Origin of the sequence: Trinickia soli (assembly GCF_002879855.1) — a bacterium.
Taxonomy (GTDB): Bacteria; Pseudomonadota; Gammaproteobacteria; order Burkholderiales; family Burkholderiaceae; genus Trinickia; species Trinickia soli.
Window position 1 is genome coordinate 187,009 of sequence record NZ_PNYB01000004.1, and the last position, 26,643, is coordinate 213,651.

24 protein-coding genes and 1 riboswitch are annotated in these 26,643 nt (G+C 65.2%); of the genes, 19 read left to right on the forward strand and 5 right to left on the reverse strand.

Features of this window, described 5'->3' with window-relative positions; all coding sequences use genetic code 11:
- Positions 1-117: 117 nt before the first annotated feature.
- Positions 118-1,755: a gamma-glutamyltransferase family protein gene (locus tag C0Z19_RS06710; RefSeq protein ID WP_102609012.1), complete on the reverse strand. Its 1,638-nt coding sequence runs from the start codon at positions 1,753-1,755 to the stop codon at positions 118-120.
- A 98-nt stretch (positions 1,756-1,853) separates the two neighbouring features.
- Here C0Z19_RS06710 and C0Z19_RS06715 point away from each other — a divergent pair, with 98 nt between their 5' ends.
- Together C0Z19_RS06715 and C0Z19_RS06720 are read left to right on the forward strand one after the other, a co-directional pair.
- Positions 1,854-2,639, forward strand: coding sequence for a DeoR/GlpR family DNA-binding transcription regulator (locus C0Z19_RS06715; protein ID WP_102609013.1), 786 nt, complete (start codon positions 1,854-1,856; stop codon positions 2,637-2,639).
- A gap of 292 nt (positions 2,640-2,931) precedes the next feature.
- Positions 2,932-3,129 (forward strand): hypothetical protein, encoded by a 198-nt coding sequence (locus C0Z19_RS06720; protein ID WP_102609014.1) that lies wholly within the window; start codon positions 2,932-2,934, stop codon positions 3,127-3,129.
- Positions 3,130-3,184: 55 nt separating this feature from the next.
- On the opposite strand, the gene C0Z19_RS06725 is transcribed toward C0Z19_RS06720, so the two are convergent.
- A complete protein-coding gene (locus C0Z19_RS06725) occupies positions 3,185-3,586 on the reverse strand; it encodes a hypothetical protein (RefSeq protein WP_233196031.1) in 402 nt (133 codons plus the stop codon).
- A 204-nt stretch (positions 3,587-3,790) separates the two neighbouring features.
- On the opposite strand from C0Z19_RS06725, the gene glpD reads away from it, so the two are divergent.
- From glpD to C0Z19_RS06745, 4 genes are all read left to right on the forward strand, one after another.
- Positions 3,791-5,347, forward strand: a complete 1,557-nt coding sequence (glpD, locus tag C0Z19_RS06730; protein ID WP_102609015.1) for a glycerol-3-phosphate dehydrogenase — start codon at positions 3,791-3,793, stop codon at positions 5,345-5,347.
- 126 nt (positions 5,348-5,473) lie between these two features.
- Positions 5,474-6,979: a glycerol kinase GlpK gene (gene glpK / locus C0Z19_RS06735; RefSeq protein WP_102609016.1), complete on the forward strand. Its 1,506-nt coding sequence runs from the start codon at positions 5,474-5,476 to the stop codon at positions 6,977-6,979.
- Between the two features lie 120 nt (positions 6,980-7,099).
- Positions 7,100-7,807, forward strand: a complete 708-nt coding sequence (locus C0Z19_RS06740) for an MIP/aquaporin family protein (protein ID WP_102609017.1) — start codon at positions 7,100-7,102, stop codon at positions 7,805-7,807.
- Positions 7,808-8,014: 207 nt separating this feature from the next.
- Positions 8,015-8,701, forward strand: a complete 687-nt coding sequence (locus tag C0Z19_RS06745; protein ID WP_102609018.1) for an HAD family hydrolase — start codon at positions 8,015-8,017, stop codon at positions 8,699-8,701.
- A gap of 103 nt (positions 8,702-8,804) precedes the next feature.
- On the opposite strand, the gene ribB is transcribed toward C0Z19_RS06745, so the two are convergent.
- Positions 8,805-9,560 carry a 3,4-dihydroxy-2-butanone-4-phosphate synthase gene (gene ribB / locus C0Z19_RS06750; protein ID WP_102609019.1) on the reverse strand — a complete coding sequence of 252 codons (756 nt, stop codon included), beginning with the start codon at positions 9,558-9,560 and terminating at the stop codon, positions 8,805-8,807.
- A gap of 167 nt (positions 9,561-9,727) precedes the next feature.
- A riboswitch (FMN riboswitch) is annotated at positions 9,728-9,912 on the reverse strand.
- Positions 9,913-10,019: 107 nt separating this feature from the next.
- Positions 10,020-11,201, reverse strand: a complete 1,182-nt coding sequence (locus C0Z19_RS06755; RefSeq protein WP_102609144.1) for an MFS transporter — start codon at positions 11,199-11,201, stop codon at positions 10,020-10,022.
- 115 nt (positions 11,202-11,316) lie between these two features.
- Here C0Z19_RS06755 and C0Z19_RS06760 point away from each other — a divergent pair, with 115 nt between their 5' ends.
- From C0Z19_RS06760 to C0Z19_RS06815, 12 genes are all read left to right on the forward strand, one after another.
- Positions 11,317-12,255 carry a LysR family transcriptional regulator gene (locus tag C0Z19_RS06760; protein WP_102609020.1) on the forward strand — a complete coding sequence of 313 codons (939 nt, stop codon included), beginning with the start codon at positions 11,317-11,319 and terminating at the stop codon, positions 12,253-12,255.
- Positions 12,256-12,380: 125 nt separating this feature from the next.
- The gene (gene miaB, locus C0Z19_RS06765) at positions 12,381-13,748 is read left to right on the forward strand and encodes a tRNA (N6-isopentenyl adenosine(37)-C2)-methylthiotransferase MiaB (RefSeq protein WP_102609021.1); all 1,368 of its coding nucleotides are present in this window, start codon (positions 12,381-12,383) and stop codon (positions 13,746-13,748) included.
- A gap of 16 nt (positions 13,749-13,764) precedes the next feature.
- On the forward strand, positions 13,765-14,826 hold the full coding sequence (locus C0Z19_RS06770; protein WP_102609022.1) for a PhoH family protein: 1,062 nt from the start codon (positions 13,765-13,767) through the stop codon (positions 14,824-14,826).
- A 63-nt stretch (positions 14,827-14,889) separates the two neighbouring features.
- Complete coding sequence (ybeY, locus tag C0Z19_RS06775) at positions 14,890-15,366, forward strand: rRNA maturation RNase YbeY (RefSeq protein ID WP_102609145.1); 477 nt, start codon at positions 14,890-14,892, stop codon at positions 15,364-15,366.
- Positions 15,367-15,379: 13 nt separating this feature from the next.
- Positions 15,380-16,033 carry a gamma-glutamylcyclotransferase gene (locus C0Z19_RS06780; protein ID WP_102609023.1) on the forward strand — a complete coding sequence of 218 codons (654 nt, stop codon included), beginning with the start codon at positions 15,380-15,382 and terminating at the stop codon, positions 16,031-16,033.
- 350 nt (positions 16,034-16,383) lie between these two features.
- Positions 16,384-17,277: a CorC family transporter gene (locus tag C0Z19_RS06785; protein ID WP_102609024.1), complete on the forward strand. Its 894-nt coding sequence runs from the start codon at positions 16,384-16,386 to the stop codon at positions 17,275-17,277.
- A 161-nt stretch (positions 17,278-17,438) separates the two neighbouring features.
- Entirely contained in the window at positions 17,439-19,094 is a 1,656-nt protein-coding gene (lnt, locus tag C0Z19_RS06790) for an apolipoprotein N-acyltransferase (RefSeq protein WP_102609025.1), read from the forward strand.
- A gap of 229 nt (positions 19,095-19,323) precedes the next feature.
- On the forward strand, positions 19,324-20,331 hold the full coding sequence (glyQ, locus tag C0Z19_RS06795) for a glycine--tRNA ligase subunit alpha (RefSeq protein WP_102609026.1): 1,008 nt from the start codon (positions 19,324-19,326) through the stop codon (positions 20,329-20,331).
- Positions 20,332-20,347: 16 nt separating this feature from the next.
- A complete protein-coding gene (glyS, locus tag C0Z19_RS06800; RefSeq protein ID WP_102609027.1) occupies positions 20,348-22,498 on the forward strand; it encodes a glycine--tRNA ligase subunit beta in 2,151 nt (716 codons plus the stop codon).
- Between the two features lie 24 nt (positions 22,499-22,522).
- The gene (gene gmhB, locus C0Z19_RS06805; RefSeq protein WP_102609028.1) at positions 22,523-23,080 is read left to right on the forward strand and encodes a D-glycero-beta-D-manno-heptose 1,7-bisphosphate 7-phosphatase; all 558 of its coding nucleotides are present in this window, start codon (positions 22,523-22,525) and stop codon (positions 23,078-23,080) included.
- A 42-nt stretch (positions 23,081-23,122) separates the two neighbouring features.
- Positions 23,123-23,947 carry a lysophospholipid acyltransferase family protein gene (locus C0Z19_RS06810; protein WP_102609029.1) on the forward strand — a complete coding sequence of 275 codons (825 nt, stop codon included), beginning with the start codon at positions 23,123-23,125 and terminating at the stop codon, positions 23,945-23,947.
- 26 nt (positions 23,948-23,973) lie between these two features.
- A complete protein-coding gene (locus tag C0Z19_RS06815; RefSeq protein WP_102609030.1) occupies positions 23,974-24,843 on the forward strand; it encodes a M48 family metallopeptidase in 870 nt (289 codons plus the stop codon).
- Positions 24,844-24,950: 107 nt separating this feature from the next.
- Here the strand turns inward: C0Z19_RS06815 and gloA are convergent, their stop codons facing one another.
- Positions 24,951-25,340 (reverse strand): lactoylglutathione lyase, encoded by a 390-nt coding sequence (gene gloA / locus C0Z19_RS06820; protein WP_102609146.1) that lies wholly within the window; start codon positions 25,338-25,340, stop codon positions 24,951-24,953.
- Between the two features lie 253 nt (positions 25,341-25,593).
- Here gloA and C0Z19_RS06825 point away from each other — a divergent pair, with 253 nt between their 5' ends.
- Entirely contained in the window at positions 25,594-26,550 is a 957-nt protein-coding gene (locus tag C0Z19_RS06825; RefSeq protein WP_102609031.1) for a DMT family transporter, read from the forward strand.
- Positions 26,551-26,643: the final 93 nt, after the last annotated feature.

The following is a 26,643-nucleotide window of genomic DNA, read 5'->3' on the forward strand; positions in this document are numbered from 1 at the left end:
ATCAAAATTCAGATTCTTCACCGTCCGGTATTTTTTTCGACCTGTTATTCAATAAGGTAATTCCGTCCATTTATGAAAAGATCGCGGCGCGCGCATAGCAGCGCGCCGCCCTTGCACTCAAAACCCCGCCGCCAGCCCATCTCGTCGCGTATCGCTCGCGGCCACATATCCCCGCTCGGGCTCGTCATGCGACAGCTTCCAAATATATTGGCCCGAGCCGAAATCCATATAGGGGTCGTCAATCGCTTTGATCTTGTGCCCACGCGCCTCGAGCGCACGGGCCACCCCGCGGTCGAAGGTCGATTCGATATCGAGCGTGAAATCGCGATTGACCTTCCAACGCGGTGCATCGCACGCGGCTTGAGGCTGCTGGCCGTAGTCGAGCATGCGCACGATCGATTGCAGATGCCCCTGCGGCTGCATATCGCCCCCCATCACGCCGAAGCTCATCACCGGCATCCGCCGTCCATCGACGCGCTCGGTCACAAAGGCCGGGATGATCGTGTGAAACGGCCGCTTGCCGCCTTCGACGACGTTCGGCGAGCGCGGGTCCATCGAAAAGCCGCAGCCGCGGTTTTGCAGCGCGATGCCCGTATCCGGCACGACGACGCCCGAACCAAAGCCCATGTAGTTCGATTGAATGAAACTCACCATCATGCCGCGCTCGTCCGCGGCGCTGAGATAGATCGTTCCGCCCGCTCGCGGCATGCCGAAGGCGAACTGCGTCGCTCGTTTCGGATCGATCAGCGCCGCGCGCGACGCGAGGTAGGCGTCGTCAAGCATCTGTTCCGGCGTGACTTCCATCGCACGCGGATCGGCCACATAGCGGTAGACGTCCGCGAACGCGAGCTTCATCGCCTCGATCTGCAGATGCTGCGAATCGATGCCGTCGCGCGGCAAATCGCGCAGATTGAATCGCTCAAGGATGCCCAGCGCGATCAACGCCGCGATGCCTTGGCTGTTCGGCGGAATTTCGTGGACGGTGTAGCCGCGGTAGTCTTTGCCAATCGGCTCGACCCACATCGGCCGGTAATCGCCCAGATCGGCTTCGGTCATTGCCCCGCCGCCTTCCCGCGCGAACGCGGCGATGCGCGCGGCCGGCTCGCCTTCGTAAAATGCGCGCGGCCCTTGCGCGGCGAGCAGCCGCAGCGTCGTTGCATGACCGGGCAGGCGCACCAGTTCGCTCACGAGCGGCGCGCGGCCGTGCGGCATGAACGCCGCGGCGAAGCCCGGTTGATCCTTCAGTTCGGGCACGGCCGCGGCCCACTTCGCCGCGACGATGTTCGCCACCGCGTAGCCGCGCTCGGCAATGTCGATTGCGCTCGCCATCAAATCGCCGAACGGCAACGAGCCGAATCTGGCATGCAGCGCTTCCCAGCCCGCCACGACGCCCGGTACCGTGGCAGTATCCCAGCCACGCCTGGGTTGGATGGCGAGGCCGCCCGCCTCACCGTGGCGCCGCTTGAAATAGTCGACGCTCCATGCCGCCGGCGCCACGCCCGACGCATTCAGGCCGTGCAGCGTCGCGCCGTCCCAGACCAGGGCGAAAGCGTCGCCGCCCAGGCCGCACGAAACCGGCTCGACCACCGTCAGGACCGCTGCGGCTGCAATCGCGGCGTCGACGGCGTTGCCGCCCTGCCACAGCGCCCGCAGGCCCGCCTGGGCCGCCAGGGGATGGGAGGTCGATACGACGTTGCGCGCGAACACGGGCAGGCGCGGCGTGGGGTATGGGTTGTGCCAATTGAACCGATTCATATGTCGCATTTCCGTTCTGAAAAGGATTCTTTCGCAAAAAGGCCGTTACACGAAGGTCTTACAATAGCGCTACTTTGACCGCCCCGTTGCCGCAAGCCATGAGCCGAGACCCCCGCCTGAGCCTGAACGCCCGTCAACAGGAATTGCTCGATTGGGTGCAGCGCGACGGCTTCGTGACGGTCGACGACCTGGCGTCCCACTTCGCCGTCACGCCGCAAACGATCCGCCGCGACGTCAACTGGCTCGCGGACATGAACCTGCTGCGCCGCTATCACGGCGGCGCGAGCCTGCCGACGAGTTCGGAGAACGTCTCCTACTCGGCGCGCCAACGCATGTTCCACGACGAAAAGCGGCGCATCGCGACGCTTGTCGCCACCCACATTCCGGACCAGGCTTCACTCTTCATCAATCTGGGCACGACCACCGAGGAAGTCGCGCGAGCGCTCAATCGCCACCGCGGGCTGCGCGTCATCACGAACAACCTGAACGTCGCCAATATGATGAGCGGCTATCCCGAATGCGAGCTGCTGGTGACCGGCGGCATCGTACGGCCGTGGGACAAGGGCATCGTCGGCGAATTGGCCATCGATTTCATCCGGCAGTTCAAGGTCGACTTCGCGATCATTGGCACCTCGAGCATCGAACTCGACGGAACCCTGCGGGATTTCGACACGCGGGAAGTCCGTGTGTCGGAGGCGATCATCGAACATGCGCGGACGGTTTTTTTGGCCGCCGACCATTCCAAATTCGGCCGCCCCGCCCTCGTGCGCCAAGGGCATCTGAACCAGATCGACGCACTGTTCACCGATCAGGCCGCGCCGGTGGAGATGCAAGAGACGCTCGCGGCGGCGGGTACGCAGGTGTATGTTGCAGCCGCCGAATGACGACGCCGACACCCCTGCGGCCGCCTTATTCCATGCTGCATCGCACGCGAAAGTTCAAGTAAATTCGCGAAGTTGCGCTGACGAGCGAACCGCTTCTACTGCGCCCCGTTGTCAAAGGGAAAATTTTCAGGGGACGATTTGGATATGAACGATCGCTTGACTACACTCCAGTTCCCCGACGCACGCACGTAGTGCGTGTGCCGAGGCGATCGCTTTCCTACTCCCGATAGGTCGAGCGCACGGCAGCCGAAACAACGCAGCCGAGGCAATCCAATTGCCCATGGAGAGAACAATGCTGAGTCCGCATGAATTCGCCACGTTGCTACTCGTCAAGGACGCTCCCAATCAAGTCGAAATGGACCGCGAAGAACTCGACGCCCTGCTCGAACAACAACTCGTGCGGCTCGAAAGCCTCGGGTCGGGGCATCAGCAATGGCGCCTGACCGAGTCCGGCGACTCGGCAATCCGCGCCATCAAACGCTTCTCTTAGCTACCTCTCACTTCTTCGCGCCGCCTTCGGGCGGCGCGGCGCAGTGTGTGCGCGCTCAGCCTCCGCGCAAGGTCGGATCGACCTGCGCGCGCCAGTCGATCGCCTGCACTCGCTGAGCGTTGAAGTAGTCGGCCCATGCGCGCTGCGCATCCGGGCCGCCCGTCATGCGCATGCGGTAATGCGTGGCGATCCCGTTTTCGAACGCGCAATAGTCGGCCTGTGCCAGCTTGCCGTGGCGGTATGCCACGTAGGCGTCGAACAGTGCCGAATAGACCGACTGCGCGTCCGCACCATAGTCGGTCTCGGCGCCGCACATCGTTTGTAGCGCCGCGAAGCGCGACGAGCCCGAAGCCCCGCCAAGCCCCGGCCATTGCGCACAGCCTGCCGCCAAGGCCATCCCCCCCAACGCCACCGCATACGCGGCGCCCATCGCCCATCCACGCATCGAACCACGCATCGCGCACCTCATCGTCGTTTTTCCAGATGGTAGCCGCATATCGGAGCGGCATCGCCGCCGGCCGCTCAATAGTTCGAATACGAACCCGACAACCGCCCTTTACTTTTTCGAATATGTTCGTTAAATTTCGCAAACGAACATTGATAGGTTCGTTTTATTCCGACGATAGCCGCAGGGCATCGGCGGGCATAGGAGACAGGGCAAGTGACGCAAGGCAGCCGGTACGATCTGCTCGTCGTGGGTGGCGGGATCAATGGCGCGGGTATCGCACGCGACGCCGCGGGACGCGGTCTGTCCGTGTTGCTCGTCGAGCAGGACGATCTCGCCTCGCATACGTCGTCCTCGAGCACGAAGCTGATTCACGGGGGGCTGCGCTACCTCGAGTACAAGGAGTTCGGCCTCGTGCGCAAGGCGCTTCAGGAACGCGAGACGCTACTGCGCGCCGCGCCGCACATCATGTGGCCGCTGCGCTTCGTGATGCCCCATATGCCGAACCTGCGGCCCGCCTGGCTCATTCGCGCGGGCTTGTTCCTTTACGATCATCTGGCCCGGCGCGAGTTGCTGCCGGGCTCACGCGGGATCGACATGCGGCGGCACGCCGCCGGGGAACCGCTCGTCGATTCGATCACCCGCGGCTTTGTCTATTCGGACGGCTGGGTCGACGACGCGCGCCTCGTCGTGCTCAACGCGCTCGATGCGTTCGAGCGCGGCGCCACCGTGCTCACGCGCACGAAACTCGTCGGCGCGGTCCGCGCCAGCGGCGAATGGCATGCCCGGTTGGAGCGCCCCGATGGCTCACGGCTCGAAGTCAGAGCCGGCGCGATCGCCAACGCGGCCGGACCCTGGGTCGGGGATCTGCTGCATGACGCGCTCGGGCGCGGCGCGCATCACAGCGTGCGCCTCGTCAAGGGCAGCCACATCGTGACGCGCCGGCTGTTCGACCACGATCACGCCTACATCTTCCAAAACCCCGACAAGCGAATCATTTTTGCCATCCCGTACGAGCGCGAGTTCACGCTGATCGGCACGACCGACGTCGAATATCACGGCGATCCGGCCGATGTCGCCATTACCGAGGACGAAACGCGCTATCTATGCGAGTCGATCAATCGCTACTTCAAGCGCAAGATCACGCCGGCCGACGTCTGCTGGGCCTATTCGGGCGTGCGCCCGCTGCTTGAAGAAGAACGCGCCGACAACCCGTCCGCCGTGACGCGCGACTATCGGCTCGAACTGGACGCGAACAGCGGCGAGGCCCCGCTGCTGTCGGTCTTCGGCGGCAAGATCACGACGTTTCGCAAGCTTGCCGAAGAAGCCTTGGATCGTTTGTCCACGGTCATGCCGATCGCCAAAGGCGCATGGACGGCGGGCGCGCCGCTACCCGGCGGCGATATGGCCCACGCGAAGTTCGAACCATTCGCCGCGAAGTTCGCAAACGAACATTCGTGGCTGCCGGCCGATCTGGCCCGGCGCTATGCGCGCGCTTACGGCACGCGCGCACGCGCGCTGATCGGTTCGGCCAAAGCTTTGTCCGACCTGGGCCGCGAGTTTGCGCCCGGCCTGTTCGAACAGGAACTGCGCTATTTGCGCGACGTCGAGTGGGCGCGTTGCGCGCAAGACGTCCTTTGGCGGCGGTCGAAGATCGGTCTGCATCTGGCGCCCGCCATTTTGCAACCGGTCGCAAATGAGCTCGACGCCTGGTTCGCCCGTCATCCGGCGGCCGACACCCGGCAGCGCGCGCCTTCCGCGCTCGCCAGCTGACGCGCAGCGAACCACGACACAAACAGAACAAGGCAGCACAACGCAGCACCCGTATGACCCGCGGCCCCCCGCCGGACCCGCGCGTTCGACGCGCGGCATATCACGACAACACATGGAGAAGAGACAATGCAGGATCAATACATCCTCGCGCTGGACCAAGGCACCACGAGTTCGAGGGCGATGCTGTTCGACCGCAAGGGCAACATCGTGTCGGTCGCCCAAAAGGAGTTCCGCCAGATCTACCCGCAGCCGGGCTGGGTCGAACACGATCCGCAGGAGATCTGGTCGACGCAGGCCGGCGTCGCAGCCGAGGCCGTGACGCGCGCGGGCGTGAACGGCACCTCGATCGCCGCCATCGGCATCACGAACCAGCGCGAGACGACCATCGTCTGGGATCGCGAGACGGGGCAACCCATCTACAACGCGATCGTCTGGCAGGACCGCCGCACGGCCGACCTATGCGACCAACTCAAAGCACAGGGCCTCGAACAGCAAGTGCGTGCGAAAACGGGACTGCCGATCGACGCGTATTTCTCTGCCACGAAAATCCGCTGGATTCTCGATAACGTCGATGGGGCGCGCGAGAAGGCGAGGCAAGGCAAGCTCGCGTTCGGCACCGTCGACAGCTGGCTCGTCTGGAATTTCACCAAGCAGCAGTTGCACATCACCGACGTGACGAACGCGTCGCGCACGATGCTGTTCAACATCCATACGATGCAGTGGGACAGCGACCTGCTCGAAGCGCTCGACATCCCGCGCAGCATGCTGCCCGAAGTGCGCGCGTCGTCGGAGGTCTACGGCAATACGGTCACGACCGTCTTCGCCTCGAAGATTCCGATCGGCGGCATCGCCGGCGATCAACATGCCGCGCTGTTCGGACAGATGTGTACGAAGTCCGGCATGGTCAAGAACACCTACGGCACGGGCTGCTTCCTCGTGATGAACACGGGCGAAAAGCCGATCGAATCGAAGAACAATCTGGTCACGACCATCGCGTGGAAGATCGGCGACGAAGTCAATTACGCGCTCGAAGGCAGCATTTTCATTGCGGGGGCGGTGGTGCAATGGCTGCGTGACGGCTTGGGCATCATCAAGAGCGCGTCGGAAATCGAAGCACTGGCCGGCAGCGTCGCACATTGCGACGGCGTCTATCTCGTGCCGGCGTTCGCCGGCCTCGGCGCACCGCATTGGAATCCACGCGCCCGCGGCACGCTGTTCGGCGTGACGCGCGGCACGACGAGCGCACACATCGCCCGGGCGGCGCTCGATTCGATCGCCTATCAATCGCTCGACGTGCTCAAAGCCATGGAAGCCGACTCGGGCATCAAGATCGGCGAGTTGCGCGTCGACGGCGGCGCTTGCGCCAACAATCTGCTGATGCAGTTTCAGGCTGATCTGCTCGGCGTCGCGGCCGTGCGCCCGCGCATCAGCGAGACGACGGCGCTCGGCGCGGCTTATCTGGCCGGGCTCGCCGTGGGCTACTGGAGCAACGTCGGCGAACTCGAAAGTCAGTGGCAGCTCGATAGGCGGTTTTCGCCGGCGATGCAGCAGGCCGACGCGCGCAAATGCATTGCGGGCTGGCAGCGCGCCGTCACGGCCGCCAAAGCATGGGCCGACGCGGACGCCGTTTGATCGGCCGCGCCATCGAACCCGGCAAACATGAAGCGCATGCGGGCCGAGCCGCTCAGCATGCGCCACACGAACTGACTCAACTCAGCACTCAATTTACATAGCCATTCCGGAGACAACACTATGTCGCCCCTGATTGCGGAATTCCTAGGCACGGCGCTGCTCGTGCTGCTCGGCAACGGCGCCGTCGCCAACGTGCTCCTCGCGCGCACCAAAGGCAAAGGCGCGGATCTTATCGTCATCGTCTGGGGTTGGGCCATGGCCGTGTTCGTGGCCGTCTACGTGACGGCTTCGTTCAGCGGCGCGCATTTGAATCCTGTCGTGACGGTCAGCCTCGCGCTGGCCGGCAAATTCGCCTGGAGCAAGGTGGCCGGCTACGTGACCGCCCAGATGCTCGGGGGCATGGCGGGCGCGTTCCTCGTCTGGCTCGCCTATCGCCAGCATTTTTCGACGACCGAAGACGCCGACGTCAAGCTCGCCTGCTTCTGCACGGCGCCGGCCATTCGCAGCGTGCCGCACAACGTGCTGACGGAGATGATCTGCACCTTCGTGCTGATTCTGGGCGTGCTGTACCTCGCTTCGCCGCAGGTGGGCCTCGGCGCACTCGATGCATTGCCCGTCGGCCTGCTCGTGCTCGGCATCGGCATCTCGCTGGGCGGCCCGACCGGTTATGCGATGAGCCCCGCGCGCGACCTCGCGCCGCGCCTGATGCACGCCTTGCTGCCGATCCCCGGCAAGCGCAGCAGCGATTGGCGCTATGCGTGGGTGCCTGTTTTCGGTCCGCTGGCCGGCGGCGCCATGGCGTCGTGGGTGTACGTCCACGCGCACTGAACGCGCGGCCTGCGCGGCGCGATGCCGCGTAGCGCCGGCCGGGCGTCGCCCCATACCGCATAGCGGCCGCGGCGCCCACCGGTTGCGATTCGAACAGAAGCAAGAAGCAGAGCGCACCGGCGCCAATATCCGTATCATGGGCGACTCATTACACAACAAAGTGCGCCACGGGGTTAGGCCGGCCACCGAGCGTGCGCCATCTTCTTCATGTTCGACCATCTCATCTGCGACTGCGACGGCGTGCTCGTCGACAGCGAAATCATCGCCGACCGCACGCTGCTGCGCGCGCTGTCCGCCGCATTTCCCACCGTCGATTTCAACTCCGTGGCCCACCTCGCTTTCGGTCAACGCACCTCGACGTTTCTTGCCGACCTCGAAACCCGCTTCGGGATCACGATTCCCGCGGGCTTTCTGGCGGGTGTCGAACGCGAGGTCGACGCCGAACTGAAGCGCTCCCTGGCACCTGTCGCCGGCGTGCGCGATGCCCTCGAAGCCGTGCCGCTGCCGGCCGCCGTCGTCTCGAACAGCCGGCTCACGCGGATCGCCGCGTCGCTCGCGCGCGTGGGGCTGGCCGACATCTTCGGCCCGCGCGTCTTCAGCGCGGAACAAGTCGCGCGGCCCAAGCCCCACCCCGATGTCTATCTGCACGCCGCGCGCGAGCTCGGCGTTGCCCCGGAGCGCTGCCTCGTTATCGAAGACAGCGTCACCGGGCTCGCCGCCGCCCGGGCCGCCGGCATGATGACGATCGCGTTCGTCGGGGCGAGCCATGTGCCCCAAGGCTACGCCCAGGTGCTGCGCAATCTGGGCGTGACCCGCATCGTCGAACACATGGAGCAATTGCCCGCGCTGATCGCCGCCGGACTGCGAGGCGAATTCGGGCAATTGCAGTCCTGACGACAGACGGCGAAGCAGGCTTCGCGCCGTCGCGTCAGAGGACATCGGGCGGCGGTCCACCGCCAAGGGTCGACCGCCAACCGTCACCCGTCATCCGCCGCGGTTACGCTTCCTCCGAGACACAGCACTCGCGCTCATGCGCCGCAACGGCTGGGCCGGAGGCTGCGGCCGCAGCGACAGCCGCAGCCAACGTGCGACGAAATTCGACGAGTTCCTCGATCGTCAGGATCGGAAATCCGTGCTTCTCGGCGAAACGTTCGATGTCGGCGCCGCGCGTCATCGTGCCGTCTTCGTTCATGAGTTCGCACAGCACGCCGGCCGGCGCCAGCCCCGCGAGAACGGCGAGGTCGACCGAGCCTTCGGTATGTCCGCGGCGAGCAAGCACGCCGCCGGCCTGCGCGCGCAGCGGGAACACATGTCCGGGGCGCACGATATCGTCGGGTTGCGCATGCTCGGCGATCGCCGCACGGATCGTCGTCACGCGATCGACGGCCGAGACCCCCGTGCCGACGCCATGACGCGCCTCGATCGACACCGTGAACGCCGTCCCGTAGCGGCTTTCGTTGTGCGGGACCATCGGCGGCAACGCGAGTGCGCGGATCTTTTCATCGGGCAGGCATAGACACACGATGCCGCTGCATTCGCGGATCAACAGCGCCATCGTCTCGACGGTCAAGCGATCGGCCGCGACGACGAGATCGGCTTCGTTCTCGCGGTCGTGGTCGTCCAGCAAGACGACGGCGCGGCCTGCACGCAGCGCGTCGAGCGCTCGGGCAATGCGCGGCGGAACCGGCTTGGTATTGAGAAACGGGAGTTCGGCGATCGCCGTGGAGACGGATACAGAAACAGGTAAAGACATGTGAAACGCTCCCCGCAAGAGAAAAAAGGCGAAAAACGTTTCAGGGCATCGCAAACAGGCACGAACGTCACCGCGCCCGGCGCGGCAAAGATGACCGCGTCAGGAACGGGCAAGCCGGGGCGGGCGAACGAACGCCTTCCCTTCTCATAGACAGAGTGTGACTGTCTGCGCATCTTCTTCCATCCGGACTTTGACCGTCGGCTCTGGCATCGCACCAGATCTGCTGACCCTGCGCGTGCCGGCCCGTGAAAGACGGGCCGTTCGAGCAGGCGCTCGCGGGCTTGCCGGCGCCGCATACGATGCTGGCCGACTTACCGCCGGTGGGGAATTTCGCCCCGCCCTGAAGACGCACTGATAAACACAGCCGGCACCAGGCCGGCGCGAAAGAGCATACATGAGCGATCCTCGCCCTGCAGCGAAGGCCCTCGCCTCAGCGCGGGCAATCGGTCCGCCGTCGGTTCAAGAGACGCATTGCGTCGCCGCCCGAGGCGCGCGGGTCCGGCGCGCGTCGAGGTAGCCGGCCAGGATCGTCACGAATAGCGCGGCGATGGTCACGGCCACGGCCACCCACGGCAGGGCATCGAGCCGCGCGCCTTGCGTCAGGGCAAACCCGCCGAGCCACGCGCCGGCCGCATTGCCCACGTTGAAGGCGCCGATGTTCAGCGTCGAGGCGAGATGCGGCGCATGACTTGCCTTCTCGACGACCCGCATCTGCAGCGGCGGCACGGTCGCAAACGCTGCGATGCCCCACACGAACACGGTGACGGCGGCCGGCACGGCCGCGTGGCTCGTCTTCGCGAACGCCGCCATGACGATTGCGAGCGCGACGAGGATGCCCGCAAGCGACGGCATCAGCGCGCGATCGGCCAACTTGCCGCCCACCACATTGCCGACGGTCAACCCCGCACCGAACAGCACGAGGATCAGCGTGACGGCGCGCGGCGAAAAGCCGCTGACCTGTTCGAGAATGGGCGCGATGTACGTGAACACGACGAATACGCCGCCGAAGCCGAGCACGGTCATTGCCAGCGCCAGCCACACTTGCGGCTCTTTGAGCACGCGCACCTCGCGGGCAAGTCCGACCGGAGCGGCATCGTGTCGCTTCGGCACGAGGGCCGTGATACCGGCGAGCGAGAGCACGCCGAGCACCGCCACGATCCAAAACGACAGGCGCCAGCCCCACGACTGACCGACGAACGTGCCGAAGGGCACGCCAAGCACGTTCGCGAGCGTGAGCCCCGTGAACATCAGCGCGATCGCGCTGGCCTGCTTTTCACGAGCGACGAGGGAAGCGGCGACTACGGCGCCGATGCCGAAAAACGAGCCGTGCGCAAAGGACGTGACGACGCGCGCGATCATCAGCATCCGATAATCGGCCGCCACGGCGCACAGGACATTGCCGACGATGAACACGATCATCAACGCCTGCAGCGCCGCCTTGCGCGGCATCTTGCTGGTCAGAACGGCGAGCACGGGCGCGCCGACCGCCACACCGAGCGCATAGCCCGAAACGAGCAGACCGGCCGACGGAATGGAGACGGACAAGTCGCGTGCGACATCGGGCAAGAGGCCCATGATGACGAACTCGGTCGTACCGATGGCGAAAGCGCTCAGCGCAAGCGCGAGCAGGGGTATAGGCATGTCGAATCTCCGGCAACGAAAGCGGGTCTGGCGGGAGTTCGCATTGTCGAGCCGATCAAATCGATTGATAATTGCCGCATTGATTGAATTATTTTCAAACAAAATCGAATAATCCATGGATCGACTGGGCGACATCCGCTTGTTCGTCGAAGCAGCGCGCTTGGGCGGCATCTCGGCGGCGGGTAGAAAACTCGGCGTCACGCCGGCAGCGGCCAGCGCGCGCCTGGCCAAGCTCGAAGCATCGCTTTCCACGCGGCTGTTCGAGCGGACGACGCGCCAGTTGCGGCTCACCGAAGAGGGGCGGGTCTACCTGCGGCACTGCATGCGCGCCCTGCAAGCGCTCGATGACGGCGACGCCGCGCTGCAGGCGGGCCGCTCCGTCGTCAGCGGCAAGATCCGCATTTCAACGACGTCCGATTTCGGCCGAAATCTGCTGATGGGGTGGCTCGACGAATTCAACGCGCTCCACCCCGACGTCACGTTTGCGCTGACGCTGGCCGATTCGGTCTCGAATCTGCTGCACGACGACCTCGATCTGGCGATCCGCTTCGGCGCACCGCGCGAGGATACGTCGCTGATTGCGCGGCGGCTCGCGACCAACCGGCGCGTGCTCGTCGCCTCGCCGGCCTATCTGGAGCGGCACGGCGAACCGTCCTCGCCGGCCGATCTGGCGCGGTTTCAGTGCATTATCTTGTCGATCGCGTCGGGCCCCCTCAACGAATGGCGTTTCGTGCGCGGCGACGAAACGATCGATTACGCGGCGCCGCTCGACGCCTCGCGCGAGACCAACGACGGCGCCGTCACGCGCATCTGGGCCGTGGACGGCTATGGGATTGCGCTGAAATCGCTCTGGGACATCGACGCCGATCTGCGGGCCGGCCGCCTGCGCATCGTCCTGCGCGACTGGCGCTACGCATGGGATTCGCCGCTGCATGCCCTGTTCCATCGGAACCGATACCGGCCGCCGCGCGTGCGTGCGCTGCTCGATTTCCTGATCGAGCGCTTCGCCCAGGTCGAGCGGGACTGGGCGGAGTTGCCGGGGCTCATGCGCTGACCGGCTATAATGACGGGTTATGCGGCGGCGCCTGCGCCCCGCTTAACGGCCAAACGGCGACGCCCTTTGCCGGCTCTCTCGAATTACCTACGCCCCCAGGTCAACCACTGCGAACGGCGAGCCTCATGACCAAGAAAGTTTATGTAAAGACGTTCGGCTGCCAGATGAACGAGTACGACTCCGACAAGATGGTCGACGTACTCGGCGCGGCCGAAGGACTCGTCAAGACGGATTCCCCGGAAGACGCTGACGTCATCCTCTTCAACACCTGCTCCGTGCGCGAGAAGGCGCAAGAAAAGGTGTTCTCCGATCTGGGGCGCGTGCGCGAGCTCAAGGAAGCGAAACCCGGCCTGCTGATCGGTGTCGGCGGTTGCGTCGCGAGCCAGGAAGGCGCGGCGATCGTCGCGCGTGCGCCCTACGTCGATCTCGTGTTCGGTCCGCAAACGCTGCATCGGCTGCCGCAAATGATCGACGCTCGCCGCGAAAGCGGTCGTGCGCAAGTCGATATCTCGTTCCCCGAAATCGAAAAATTCGACCATCTGCCGCCCGCGCGCGTCGACGGTCCGAGCGCGTTCGTTTCGATCATGGAAGGGTGCAGCAAGTATTGCAGCTACTGCGTCGTGCCCTACACGCGCGGCGACGAAGTCTCGCGCCCGCTCGACGACGTCCTCACCGAAATCGCGGGCCTCGCCGACCAAGGCGTACGCGAAGTCACGCTGCTCGGCCAAAACGTGAACGCCTATCGCGGCGCGCTGACTTCCGGTTCGAGCGAGATCGCCGATTTCGCAACGTTGATCGAATACGTCGCCGATATTCCCGGCATCGAGCGCATCCGCTATACGACTTCGCATCCGAAAGAATTCACGCAGCGCCTCATCGATGTCTACGCGAAGGTCGACAAGCTCGTCTCGCACCTGCATCTGCCGGTGCAGCACGGCTCGGACCGCATCCTCATGGCCATGAAGCGCGGCTATACGGTGCTCGAATACAAATCGGTCATTCGCCGCCTGCGTGCGATCCGGCCTGACCTGTCGCTCTCCACGGACATCATCGTCGGCTTCCCCGGCGAAACGCAGGAAGACTTCGACAAGACGATGGCGCTCGTGCACGAGATGAGCTACGACACGAGCTTCTCGTTCATCTACAGTCCGCGCCCCGGCACGCCCGCCGCGAACCTGCACGACGACACGCCGCGCGAAGTCAAGCTCGCCCGCCTGCAACATCTGCAGGCGACGATCGAAGCCAACGTCGTGCGAATCAGCGAAGCGATGGTCGGCAGCGTCGAGCGCATCCTCGTCGAGCGCCCCGCCCGCAAAGACCCGAACGAGCTGGCCGGCCGCACGGCCAACAACCGCGTCGTGAACTTCCCGGCGCCGGCGGCTTCGCATGCCCGGCTGATCGGTCAGATGATCGACGTTCGCATCACGCGCGCCTATCCGCATTCGCTGCGCGGCGAGCTCGTGCTCGTCGACCAGGCCGATTCCATCGCTTAAGGAACGCTCCCTCGCCTTGAAGAACGCCCCGTCCCTGGAATTCACCGCGCCGCGCGAAGACAACGCGCGCCTTGCCAACCTCTGCGGGCCGCTCGACGAAAATCTGCGGCAGATCGAGCAGGCGCTCGATGTGACGCTGCAGCGGCGCGGCCATCGCATCTCGATCCGCGGACGCGGCGCGAAAGTCGCGCTCGGCGCCCTCGAAACCTTCTACAACCGCGCGCGCGAGCCGCTGTCCGTCGACGACATTCAGCTCGCGCTCGTCGAAACGCGCCACCCGGGCAACCGCGGGGCGAAAGCCGGAGCCGACGACGGCGACGCCGGCCGCTATGATCCCGATCACCCGTTTGACGAGCCGGTAGGCGAAGACGACGTCAGCGTCGAAGAACTCGGTCCCAAGCTCTACACGCGCCGCGCCGACCTGCGCGGGCGCACGCCGGCACAGCGCGAATACCTGAAGCAAATCGTCGCGCACGACGTGACGTTCGGGGTCGGGCCGGCCGGTACGGGCAAGACCTACCTCGCCGTCGCTTGCGCCGTCGATGCGCTCGAGCGCGATCAGGTCAAACGCATCGTGCTCACGCGCCCGGCCGTCGAAGCGGGCGAGCGGCTCGGGTTCCTGCCCGGCGATCTCGCGCAGAAGGTCGATCCGTATCTGCGCCCGCTCTACGACGCGCTCTACGATCTGCTCGGCTTCGACAAGACGGCGAAGATGTTCGAGCGGCAGATGATCGAAATCGCGCCGCTCGCCTATATGCGCGGGCGCACGCTCAATCACGCGTTCATCATCCTCGACGAAGCGCAGAACACGACGCCCGAGCAGATGAAGATGTTCCTGACACGGATCGGCTTCGGCTCGAAGGCCGTGGTCACCGGCGATACGACGCAGGTCGATTTGCCGCGCGGTGCAAAGAGCGGCCTCATCGAAGCGCAACAAGTGCTCGCGAACGTGCGCGGTATTGCGCTGACGCGCTTCACGAGTGCCGATGTCGTGCGCCACCCGCTCGTTGCCCGCATCGTCGAAGCCTACGACCAGCACACGAAGAAGGACGACACCGCGCACATCGACGGACGATAACGTCAACGGCGGGTTGACCGGGGGTCGACAGCGCCGAAACGGATACGAAGCGATCGAATGAACATGCAAACACGCACGCCGCACTTGAAGCTGACGCTGCAGTTTCCCGCGGCGAAAGCCTTCCCCGCGCATAAGGCGCTGCTGTCGAGAGCGCGCGTGGCCGACTGGATCAAAGCGGCGCTGTTCGCCGACGGCGAATTGACCGTGCGGTTCGTCGACGCAGAGGAAGGCCGCACGCTCAATCGCACCTACCGCGGCAAGGACTATTCGACGAACGTCCTCACGTTTGCCTACGCGGAAAGCGAGGACGATCCTGTCGCGGGCGATCTCGTGCTGTGCTGCCCCGTCATCGAGCACGAGGCAGCCGAGCAAAGCAAGCCGCTCGAGGCGCATTACGCGCACATGATCGTGCACGGCACGCTTCATGCGCAGGGCTACGACCACGAAACCGACGACGAGGCGCACGAGATGGAAGCGCTCGAAACGGACATCCTGGGCCGGCTCGGCTATGCCGATCCGTACGGAGATCGTCCCCACTGACCGCTTGCGCGCGATGTCCGAAACGATCCCATCCGCTCCCCCGCTCTCGCCCGCCTGCTGCGGGTACCCGCCCGCGCTCGGCGAGGCGCGGCTGCTCAGCGATGCCGAGCTCGCCCAATCGCTCGCCGACACGATGAAAGGCTGGGACGGCCGCAGCGATCTCTGGCTGTTCGGCTATGGATCGCTGATCTGGAACCCCGGCATGCCCGCGGCCGAAACGGTGCGGGCACGCGTGCGCGGCTACCATCGCGGCCTCTACCTGTGGTCGCGCGTGAATCGCGGCACGCCGGAACAGCCGGGCCTCGTGCTGGCGCTCGACCGCGGCGGCTCATGCACAGGCATGGCGTTCCGCCTGGCGGGCGATGGCGCGGCGCCGCACCTGGAAGCGCTGTGGCGGCGCGAGATGCCGATGGGCTCCTATCGCCCGGCCTGGTTGCCCTGCTGGCTCGCCGACGGGCGCCGCGTGCCGGCGCTCGCCTTCGTCATGCGACGCGACGTGCCGACCTACACGGGCAAATTGCCCGATGAAATCATCACGGCGGTGCTGAACTGCGCCCAGGGCCGCTACGGGACCACGCTCGACTACGTCGCCCGCACCGTTGCGGCGCTGCGCGAGTGCGGCATGCCCGATCGCGCGCTCGAAGCATTGCTCAAGCGCTGCTTGTGACGCCGGCGCTTTGGCGTCGCCCGCGAGGCGGCGCGTCAGCAGCGTGATGGCCGCGAGCGAAGCACGGCCGTCATGACGGCGATGCGGCCCGCGAACGGCTCGACCGAGCGCCGCCGTGCTCGGACCCGTGATGGTGGCCCGTATGTTCGAGCGCTGCTTCGTGCGGCCCGCGCACTTCAAACTCTTCCGACATAATTCTTTCGCGCAAACAAGGTAGAAAAACGATGGCGAATCCGGGTTGCCAGCGGGCACTTTGCCAGGAGCGCCGTCCGCAGTGATGGCCCCGCTTTTGCGTGGTGTATCCTTTACTCTCCGATTACCACGCGTCCAGCCGCGCCGGACGCATCGCCATGAACGACGCCTATCCCAGTCGACGCCATACCGACAAGCCAACCGAGAAACGCTCGCTGCTCGAGCGATTGACGGACTTTATCTCGCCCGAGCCCGATTCGCGGGCCGAACTGCTCGAAATCCTGCAGGACGCGCACGAGCGCAACCTGATCGACGCCGATTCGCTTTCGATGATCGAAGGCGTGTTTCAGGTGTCCGAACTGTGCGCGCGCGACATTATGGTGCCGCGCGCACAGATGGATGCCATCGATATCGAGCGCAGTCCTGAAGAATTCATCCCTTTCGTTCTCGAAAAGGCGCACTCGCGCTATCCCGTCTACGAGGGCAACCGCGACAACATCATCGGCGTGCTGCTCGCCAAGGATCTGCTGCGCTACTACGCCGAGGAATCGTTCGACGTGCGCGGCATGTTGCGCCCGGCCGTGTTCATTCCCGAGGCGAAGCGCCTGAACGTGTTGCTGCACGACTTCCGCATGAATCGCAATCACATCGCGCTCGTCGTCGACGAATACGGCGGCGTGGCGGGGTTGATCACGATCGAAGACGTGCTCGAGCAAATCGTCGGCGACATCGAGGACGAATACGACTTCGACGAGGAAAGCGGCAACATCATCGCCGCGGCAGACGGGCGTTATCGTGTGCGCGCGCTGACCGAAATCGAGCAGTTCAACGAGGTGTTCGGCACTGATTTTTCCGATGAGGAGGTCGATACGATCGGCGGCCTCGTGACGCATCATTTCGGCCGCGTGCCGCATCGCGGCGAGCGCGTGCGCATCGACGATCTGCTGTTCGAGATTCTGCGCGGCGACGCGCGCCAAGTGCATATGCTGCTCGTGCGGCGCGACCCGCTCGCGGGTCAGCGCGAGCGCGAGGCGCAGCACATACAAACCTGATTCGAAGCCGGGCGCGGCCGCACGCAAGCGCAGGCGCGAGCTGTGGCGTCAGGCGCCTGGTCCCGCGGCGCCGGCGGGCGCCGCTCGAGAACCCGCGTCGTGCAAACGCGCGCCGGCCCTCATCGAATCAAACGCCCACCGTTTTGCTACGGCATTTATCCATGGTCGAATCGATCGCCTCCCGTCTGCGCGGCAACGCCGCGGCAACCCGTGCCGTGAGCGCCCCGCTTTCCCGTTGGCACTATGTCGCCGCACTGGCGCTCGGCGCGCTGAACACGCTCTCGTTCGCGCCAACGCCGCATGGCGGCTGGTTGGAACTCGCCATTTTCGCTGCGCTTTTCGCGTGGCTCACGCGCACGACTGGCTGGAAAAGCGCGGCGCTCACCGGCGGGGCGTTCGGCTTCGGCAATCTCGTGACGGGGGTCTGGTGGCTCTACGTCAGCATGCATCACTACGGCGAAATGGCGGCGCCGCTCGCCATCGCCGCGTTGGTCTTGTTCTCGCTCTACCTCGCGCTGTATCCCGCGTTCTCGGCGGCGTTGTGGTCGTGCTGCGCAGGCCATGCGGCAGCCGCCGCGCGTGACGATCGACCCTTCTCGCCCACCTGGCATGGTGCGCTCGCTTTCGCGAGCGCCTGGGCGCTTGGCGAGTGGCTGCGCGGCACCGTGTTCACGGGCTTTCCCTGGCTCGCCAGCGGCTATGCGCAAGTCGACGGGCCGTTCGCGGGATTCGCGGCGATCGGCGGCGTCTACGGCGTGGGCTGGGTGCTGGCGCTGGCCGCTGCGCTGCTCGTCCAAGGCGCTGATGCGTGGCGCGCGCAACGGCGGATGTCGGCGCTGCTGCCGGTTTGCGTCGTGCTTGCCGTCATCGCGGCCGGCTTGCTGCTCACGCGCGTGGCGTGGACGCAGCCCAGCCAGTCACCGTTGACGGTGCGCATCCTGCAAGGCAACGTCAAGCAAGAGATGAAGTTCGACGAGGCCGGCGTGCGCGCTGCGCTCGATGAGTACGAGCAGATGATCACGGCGCATGCTGCCGATCTGATCGTCACGCCGGAGACGGCGATTCCGCTGCTGCCGCAGCAATTTCCCGAAACGTTCGCGCGTTCGCTGCGCACGTTCGCCGACAACACGGGCTCCTCGTTGCTGATCGGGGCGCTTGGCGCGACGGTCACGCCGGATGGCCGATACACCGACGAAACCAACAGTTTCTTCGGCATCACGCCGAATACGCGTCTGCTGTACCGCTATGACAAGCACCATCTCGTGCCCTTCGGCGAATTCGTTCCGTGGGGCTTTCATTGGTTCGTGCAGCTGATGAATATTCCACTTGGCGATCTCGCGCGCGGGGCGCCGGTGCAGCAGGCCTTTACGGTGCGCGGCCAGCCGATCGACGTCGACATCTGCTACGAAGATATTTTCGGCGAAGAGATCGCGCGGACTTTGCGCAAAGCGGCCAACCCGGCCGGCGTGCTCGTAAACGCGTCGAACCTCGCCTGGTTCGGCGATACGATCGCGCTCGATCAGCATTTGCAGATGGCGCGCATGCGCACGCTGGAAACGGGCCGGCCGTTGCTGGCGGCGACCAATACGGGCACCACGGCTGTCATTGACGCGCGGGGACACGTGACGCACCGTCTGCCGCCTTTTACGACGGGGCAAATCGAGGCGAAAGTACAGGCCATGACAGGCCGTACGCCTTACATCACCGTAGGCAATACGCTCGTGCTGTTGGGTTCGCTGGCGCTGCTGGCCTTCGGCTTTGCGTTCGGGACGGGCCGCGGCACGGGGGGACGCCGGCAGGACAGCGGTCGCCGATGATCAGGCGGGGCCGCCGCTACGGACCTCATGCCCGCAGCCCGCACGCGACCCCTCCTGCCCCCAACGGCCGCAAGGCCGCCCCGATCCGGTAAAATCTAGCGTTTTCACCGCGCAGACGGCGGCGACCGCCCGCGGCCCGCGCACCAGCCGGCCCGACGGGAGCCCCGATTCCGCCCGTTTTCCGGCATCGCAGCGGCGCGCACGCGCCGCCTGCCTCGAAAGGCACGACATGCTCACGTTTCAGCAAATCATTCTGACGCTGCAATCCTATTGGGACAAACAGGGTTGCGCGCTGCTTCAGCCGATCGACATGGAAGTCGGCGCCGGCACCTCGCACGTGCACACGTTCCTGCGCGCGGTCGGCCCCGAGCCGTGGCGCGCCGCATACGTGCAGCCCTCGCGCCGCCCGAAGGACGGCCGCTACGGCGATAACCCGAACCGGCTGCAGCACTACTACCAATACCAGGTGGTGCTCAAGCCCGCGCCGGAAGACATCCTCGATCTCTACCTCGGCTCGCTGCAGGCGCTCGGCTTCGATCTGAAGCAAAACGACGTGCGCTTCGTCGAAGACGACTGGGAAAACCCGACGCTCGGCGCGTGGGGCCTCGGCTGGGAAGTCTGGCTCAACGGCATGGAAGTCACGCAATTTACTTACTTCCAACAAGTGGGCGGGCTCGATTGCAAGCCCGTGCTCGGCGAAATCACCTACGGGCTCGAACGGCTCGCGATGTACCTGCAAAAGGTCGAGAACGTCTACGACCTCATTTGGACCGAGTGGGAAGAAGCGGGACCGAACGGCCCCGAACTGCGGCGCCTGACCTACGGCGACGTCTACCATCAGAACGAAGTCGAGCAGTCGACCTACAACTTCGAGCACGCGAACGTCGACCTGCTGTTCACGCTCTTCAGCAGCTATGAGGCCGAAGCGAAGCGCATGATCGAAACGCAGCTCGCGCTGCCCGGCTATGAGCTCGTGCTCAAGGCCGCGCACACGTTCAATCTGCTCGATGCGCGCGGCGCCATTTCGGTCACGGAGCGCGCCGCGTACATCGGCCGCATTCGTGCGTTGTCGCGCCTCGTCGCGCAGGCGTACTACGAGTCGCGCGAAAAGCTCGGTTTCCCGATGCTCGGCAATCCCGTGCACGGTGTGCCGGGCTTGACGACGGACGAACAAGACGCCGCCATGCCCTCGTGGGCGCCGCCGCTGAAGGTCGAGCGCGCGATCGACAAGGAATGACGAGAATCCAAAGAATATGACTCAAGCTCACCAAGCCACACTGCTCGTCGAACTGTTGACCGAGGAATTGCCGCCGAAGGCGCTCGCGCGGCTGTCCGACGCCTTCGCGGAAAGCCTCGTCGAACGGCTGGCCGCGCGCGATCTGATCGCCGGCGAACCCTCGTTCGAGCGCTTTGCTACGCCGCGCCGTCTCGCAGTCGTCGTGCACAACGTGCGCGTGCTCGCCCCTGAAAAGCAGGTGCGCGAGAAGGTGCTGCCCGTCTCGGTGGCACTCGATGCGAACGGCCAGCCCACCGCGCCGCTCGCGAAGAAGCTCGCGGCGCTCGGCTTCCCCGATGTTCCGCTCGCCGATCTCGAACGCGCATCCGACGGCAAAGCCGAAGCATTCTTCCTGCGCTATGCCGCGCCCGGCGCCACGCTGGCCGACGGCCTGCAAGCCGCACTCGACGAAGTCCTCGCGCTCGGCAAGCTGCCGATTCCGAAGGTGATGACCTACCAGCGCCCCGACGGCGCAAGCGTTCAGTTCGTGCGCCCGGTGCAGCGTCTCACTGTCTTGCACGGTTCGGAAGTCGTGCCCGTGACGGCATTCGGCATCGATGCCGGCGATACGACGCTCGGCCACCGTTTCCTGTCGGACGGGCTCGTCGCCATCCTGCACGCCGACGAGTACGAGCCGACGCTGCGCAGCAAGGGCCATGTGATGGCCGGTTTTGCGCAGCGCCGCGCCAGCATCGTCGAGCAACTGAATGCACACGCACGGGGCGATCGCGTCGTGATGCCCGAGGCGCTGCTCGACGAAGTGAGTGCGCTCGTGGAATGGCCTGTCGTCTACGAATGCCGCTTCGACGATCAGTTCCTGCAAGTGCCGCAGGAATGCCTGATCCTGACGATGCAAACGAACCAAAAGTACTTCGCGCTGACCGATGAAGCCGGCAAGCTGCGCTCGCGCTTTCTGATCGTCTCGAACATCGCCACGCAAACGCCCGGCGAAATCGTGGAAGGCAATGAGCGCGTCGTGCGCCCGCGCCTCGCCGACGCCAAGTTCTTCTTCGAGCAGGACAAGAAGAAACCGCTGGCGGAGCGCGTCCCGCTGCTTGCCAACGTGGTCTATCACAACAAGCTCGGCTCGCAGCTCGAGCGCGTCGAGCGGCTCGAAGCGCTCGCGCGCATCGTGGCCCCGCTCGTCGGCGCGGATCCCGCGATCGCCGCGCGCGCGGCCCGGCTCGCGAAGGCCGATCTGCTCACCGACATGGTCGGCGAGTTTCCCGAGCTGCAAGGGACGATGGGCACTTACTACGCTCGCCACGACGGCGAGGCGGAAGAAGTGGCGCTCGCCTGCACCGAGCACTATCAGCCGCGCTTCTCGGGCGACGCGCTGCCCGCGACGCGCATCGGCACGGCCGTCGCGCTCGCCGACAAGCTGGAAACGCTGGCCGGCATCTGGGGCATCGGCCTCGTGCCCACCGGTGAAAAAGATCCGTTCGCGCTGCGTCGCCATGCGCTCGGCGTGCTGCGCATCCTGATCGAAAAGCAGTTGCCGATCGATCTCGTCGCGTTGCTGCGCGACGCGGCCGGGTGCTTCCGCGCAACGCCGCAGGTAGCCGACTGCACCGAAGCGCTCTACGCCTTCTTCATGGACCGTCTGCGTGGCCTGCTGCGCGAGCGCGGCTACGCGGCCAGCGAAATCGAAGCCGTGCTGAGCCTGCAGCCGGGCAAACTCGACGATGTCGTCGCGCGGCTCGACGCCGTGCGCGAGTTCTCGGCGCTGCCCGAAGCCAGCGCGCTCGCCGCGGCGAACAAGCGCATCACGAATATTCTGAAGAAGTCGGAAGCCGAAGCGAATCTGGCGACGCCAGGCGTAGGCGGCTCGACAGCGAACGGTGCGGCGCTCACCGTGCAATCGGCGCTGCTCGTCGAGCCGGCCGAGCGCTCGTTGAGCGAGCAATTGAAGACAGTCGCGCCTGCCGTTCAGGCGCAGCTCGATCAGCGCGACTATACGCGCGCGCTATCGGCGCTGGCAGCGTTGCGCGACCCCGTCGATAGGTTCTTCAACGATGTGATGGTCAATGCCGAAGATGCTGCGCTCCGCAGGAATCGCCTCGCGCTGTTGGCCGAGTTGCACGCTCAAATGAATTGCGTGGCCGACATCTCGAAGCTGGCGGCATAACGAGCGAACGAGAAAGAGACACGTATGACTTTCGGCAAGAAACTCGTCATCCTCGATCGCGACGGCGTCGTCAATGTCGACTCCGATGCGTTCGTCAAATCGCCTGACGAGTGGGTGGCGATTCCGGGCAGCCTCGAGGCGATCGCCCGGTTGAATCAGGCGGGCTATCGCGTGGTCATTGCATCGAACCAATCGGGCATCGGCCGCGGTTTGTTCGATATGGCGACGTTGAACGCAATGCACGAAAAGATGCATCGCGCCGCGGCGGCCGTCGGCGGCCGTATCGATGCGGTCTTCTTCTGCCCGCACACGGCCGAAGACCAATGCGAGTGCCGAAAGCCCAAGCCCGGCTTGCTGCAGATGATCATCGAGCGCTTCGAAGTCGATCCGGCCGTGACGCCCGTGGTCGGCGACGCCCTGCGCGACCTGCAGGCCGGCGCCGCACTCGGTTTCCCGACTCACCTCGTGCTGACCGGCAAAGGCAGGAAGACGCTGGCGGCCGGCGGCCTGCCGGCCGGCACGAAGGTGCATGACGACTTGAAAGCGTTCGCGCTGACCTTCCTTACGAGCCAGGACGAGTAAGCGCGGGCCTGCGCGCTTGACGCCAACTGACCGAAGACACTGATGCCATTCACCCGCTTCCTCCGCTCGCTGCTGCTGTTCATTTACTTCATCGTTTATACGATCCCGTACGCGACAGCCTGCTTCATCGCCTTTCCGTTCCTGAACGCCGACCGTCGCTATTGGATGGCCGTCGGCTGGTGCCGCAGCACCGTCTTCGTCGTGCGCTGGTTGAACGGCATCCGCTATCGCATCGAAGGCGCCGAGAACCTGCCGCAAGGCCCGGCCGTGCTGCTCTCGAAGCATCAATCGGCCTGGGAAACGCTCGCGTTTCCGGCGATCATGCCGCGCCCGCTCTGCTATGTGTTCAAGCGAGAACTGCTTTACGTGCCGTTCTTCGGCTGGGCGCTCGGCATGCTGAAGATGGTTCATATCGACCGCAAGGAAGGCAAATACGCGTTCGCCTCGGTCGTGAGGCAAGGGCGCAAGCGCATGAGCGAAGGCGCCTGGGTCATCATGTTCCCCGAAGGCACGCGCACGAAGGTGGGCGCGCAGGGCAAGTACAAGACGGGCGGCGCGCGTTTTGCGATCGACTCCGGTGCGCCCGTCGTGCCGATCGCGCACAATGCCGGCCGCGTCTGGCCGCGCAATTCGTTCATCAAATACCCAGGCACAGTGACGGTTTCGATCGGCAAGCCGATTGCGTCGGCAGGGCTCACCCCCGACGAGCTCAATACGCGTGTGGAAGCCTGGATCGAAGCGGAGATGCGCCGGATCGACCCCAACGCCTATAGCGATGCCGGGGACGCCAACGGCGCCGGTCTGCGGGCCGGCAAGCCCGCCGGTGCGCGAACCGCATCCGATCGCGCCGATCCCGCGCGCAGCTGACGTTAGCGTCATCGATGCACAGCACGATGCCCAAATCCGCCAAGCCTCCTTCAGCGACCTCACACGACAACCGTCAGCTTGATCTGCCGCTCTTTGCCGGGCCAGCCGACGAACAAGCACTCGCGCCGAGCGCTCCGGCCTCGCCGGCGCGGCCCGATCCGACGCCGAACGGCGCGAAGCTGCGACGTCTGACGCTAGGCGGGCGCACCCTCGAATATGGGCTCAAACGGTCGGCACGGCGTACGATCGGGTTCTCGATCGATGGCAGCGGGTTGACGATCACAGCGCCACGCTGGGTCACGCTCGCCGATATCGAAACGGCGATTGCCGGCAAGGAACGCTGGATCTTCGCGAAATTAGCCGAATGGCAAACGCGCACGGAGCAGCGGGCACTGCCACGGATCGAGTGGCGCGAGGGCGAATCCATTCCGTACCTCGGCAAGCCCGTGCAAATCAGGCTCGCCTCGACGAGCGCGGCGCTCGCGTTCGATGCGCAGGCGGGCGCGCTGGCGTTGGCGCTGCCGACCCACGCCGACGCGCAGCAAATCAAGGATCGCGTGCAGGGCTGGCTGCAAACCGAGGCCAGGCGCGTGTTCGGCGAGCGGCTTGCCTACTACGCCGACAAGCTTGGCGTGGCGTACAAGGGTTATGCGCTGTCGTCGGCAGCGACGCGCTGGGGCAGTTGTTCGAGCGACGGGCGCATTCGCCTGAACTGGCGGCTGATCCACTTTCCGCTGTCGATCGTCGATTACGTCGTCGCTCACGAACTCGCCCATCTGCGCGAAATGAACCATAGCCCGCGGTTCTGGCAAACGGTCGAGTCGATCTTCCCCGAATTTCGCGAAGCGCGGCACACGCTGAAGCACCACCCGCCCGAGTTGCTGCCGACGCTCTGAGCGCGCCGCGCATCCATGCCCCAAGGGATCCGCGGTTGCCCGCGGACGGCGTACTTCGCCTGCATGCTGCACCGGCCACCGGCCGTCGCAGCAGGTGAGGCGGCCACTTAGCGCGTCTTGCGCTCGACGAACTCGACTTTATAGCCGTCCGGGTCCGTGACGAATGCGATGACGGTCGTGCCGTGCTTCATCGGCCCCGCCTCTCGCACGACCGTCCCGCCCTGCGCCTTGATCTTCTCGCACGCGGCGTAGGCATCCTCGACTTCGATCGCAATATGGCCGTAGCCTGCGCCGAGATCGTAGGTTTTCGTGTCCCAATTGTGCGTGAGCTCGATGACCGCGCCTTCGCTTTCTTCGGTATAGCCGACAAAGGCGAGCGTGAAGCGGCCTTCGGGATAGTCCTGGCGGCGCAGCAACTTCATGCCGAGCAACTCGGTGTAAAACTTCAGCGAGCGGTCGAGGTCACCGACTCGTAGCATCGTGTGCAGCAAGCGCATCGTAGTCTCCGGTTCCATTACAAGGTTGCGAACAAAGCGAGGAAGCGAAATCTAACAAGAATCCGCCGAAGCCGCTCGCCCTGATGCGAAGAGGGTTATTGACCCGAAGGGCGCAGAGGGGGACGCCGTTTTGGTATGGTACGTGGACCGCCGCGCCATCGGCCATTGCGATGCGCCCGCAGCAACGGCAGCAAACGACAGTACACGGTCGCCCCCGGCACGTGCCCAACCTCGCATCGATACCATTCTTCGAATGAACACCGCTACCGCTGCAATCGGCGCGCCCGTCCCCGCCCGCCGCACGCCCGATACGTTCGCCATTGCGCTGATGGTGCTGCTCTGTGCGATCTGGGGACTCCAGCAGGTCGCAATCAAGACGACCAATGGTGCACTTGGCCCGATGTTTCAAGCCGGCTTGCGCTCGACGATCGCGGCCGTGCTCGTGTTGGGCTGGGCCCGCCTCCGCGGCACGCCACTCTTTCGGCAAGACGGCACGCTCGCGCCCGGCCTGCTGGCAGGCGTCCTATTCGCCGGCGAATTCGTCTGTATCTTTGCCGGACTGACATTGACGAGCGCCTCGCGCATGGCCGTCTTTCTTTACACGGCGCCGTGTTTCACGGCGCTCGGCTTGCACGCGTTCGTCGCCGGCGAAAAGATGCGCCGCATGCAATGGTGCGGCGTGGCTGTGGCGTTCGTCGGCATTGCGCTCGCGTTCGCCGACGGCTTCGCGCGCGCCCCGGCCCCTGGCGCTTCTGCGCTCGCGGGTATCGTCGGCGATGCGCTGGGCGTGCTCGGCGGCGTGATGTGGGCGGCAACAACGGTCGTCGTGCGCGCCACCTCGCTCTCGCACACGAGCGCGAGCAAGACGCTGTTCTATCAGCTCGCCGTCTCCGCCGTCGTGCTGCTCGCTTTGGCATTCATCCTCGGCGAGGAGCATCGCGTTCATGTCACGCCGCTTGCCGTAGCGAGTCTCGCTTATCAGGCCGTCGCCGTCGCATTCGTCAGCTATTTGACGTGGTTCTGGCTGCTCACCCGGTATATGGCGTCGCGCCTGTCCGTGTTCTCGTTTTTGACCCCGCTGTTCGGCGTCGGATTCGGCGTCGCACTGCTCGGGGAATCGTTCAGTACGCGTTTCGTGCTGGCGTCTGGGCTCGTTCTGGCGGGCATCGTGCTCGTCAACGCGCCGGCCCGGCGCGCAGGGGCGAAGTAAGCCTGCAGGAGGCTCGTGCCGCACGTGTTCGCGTTTTGCACACACGTGCCCGTCGACGGGTACATGCGACAGTGCTGCCTTAGACCTGCAATA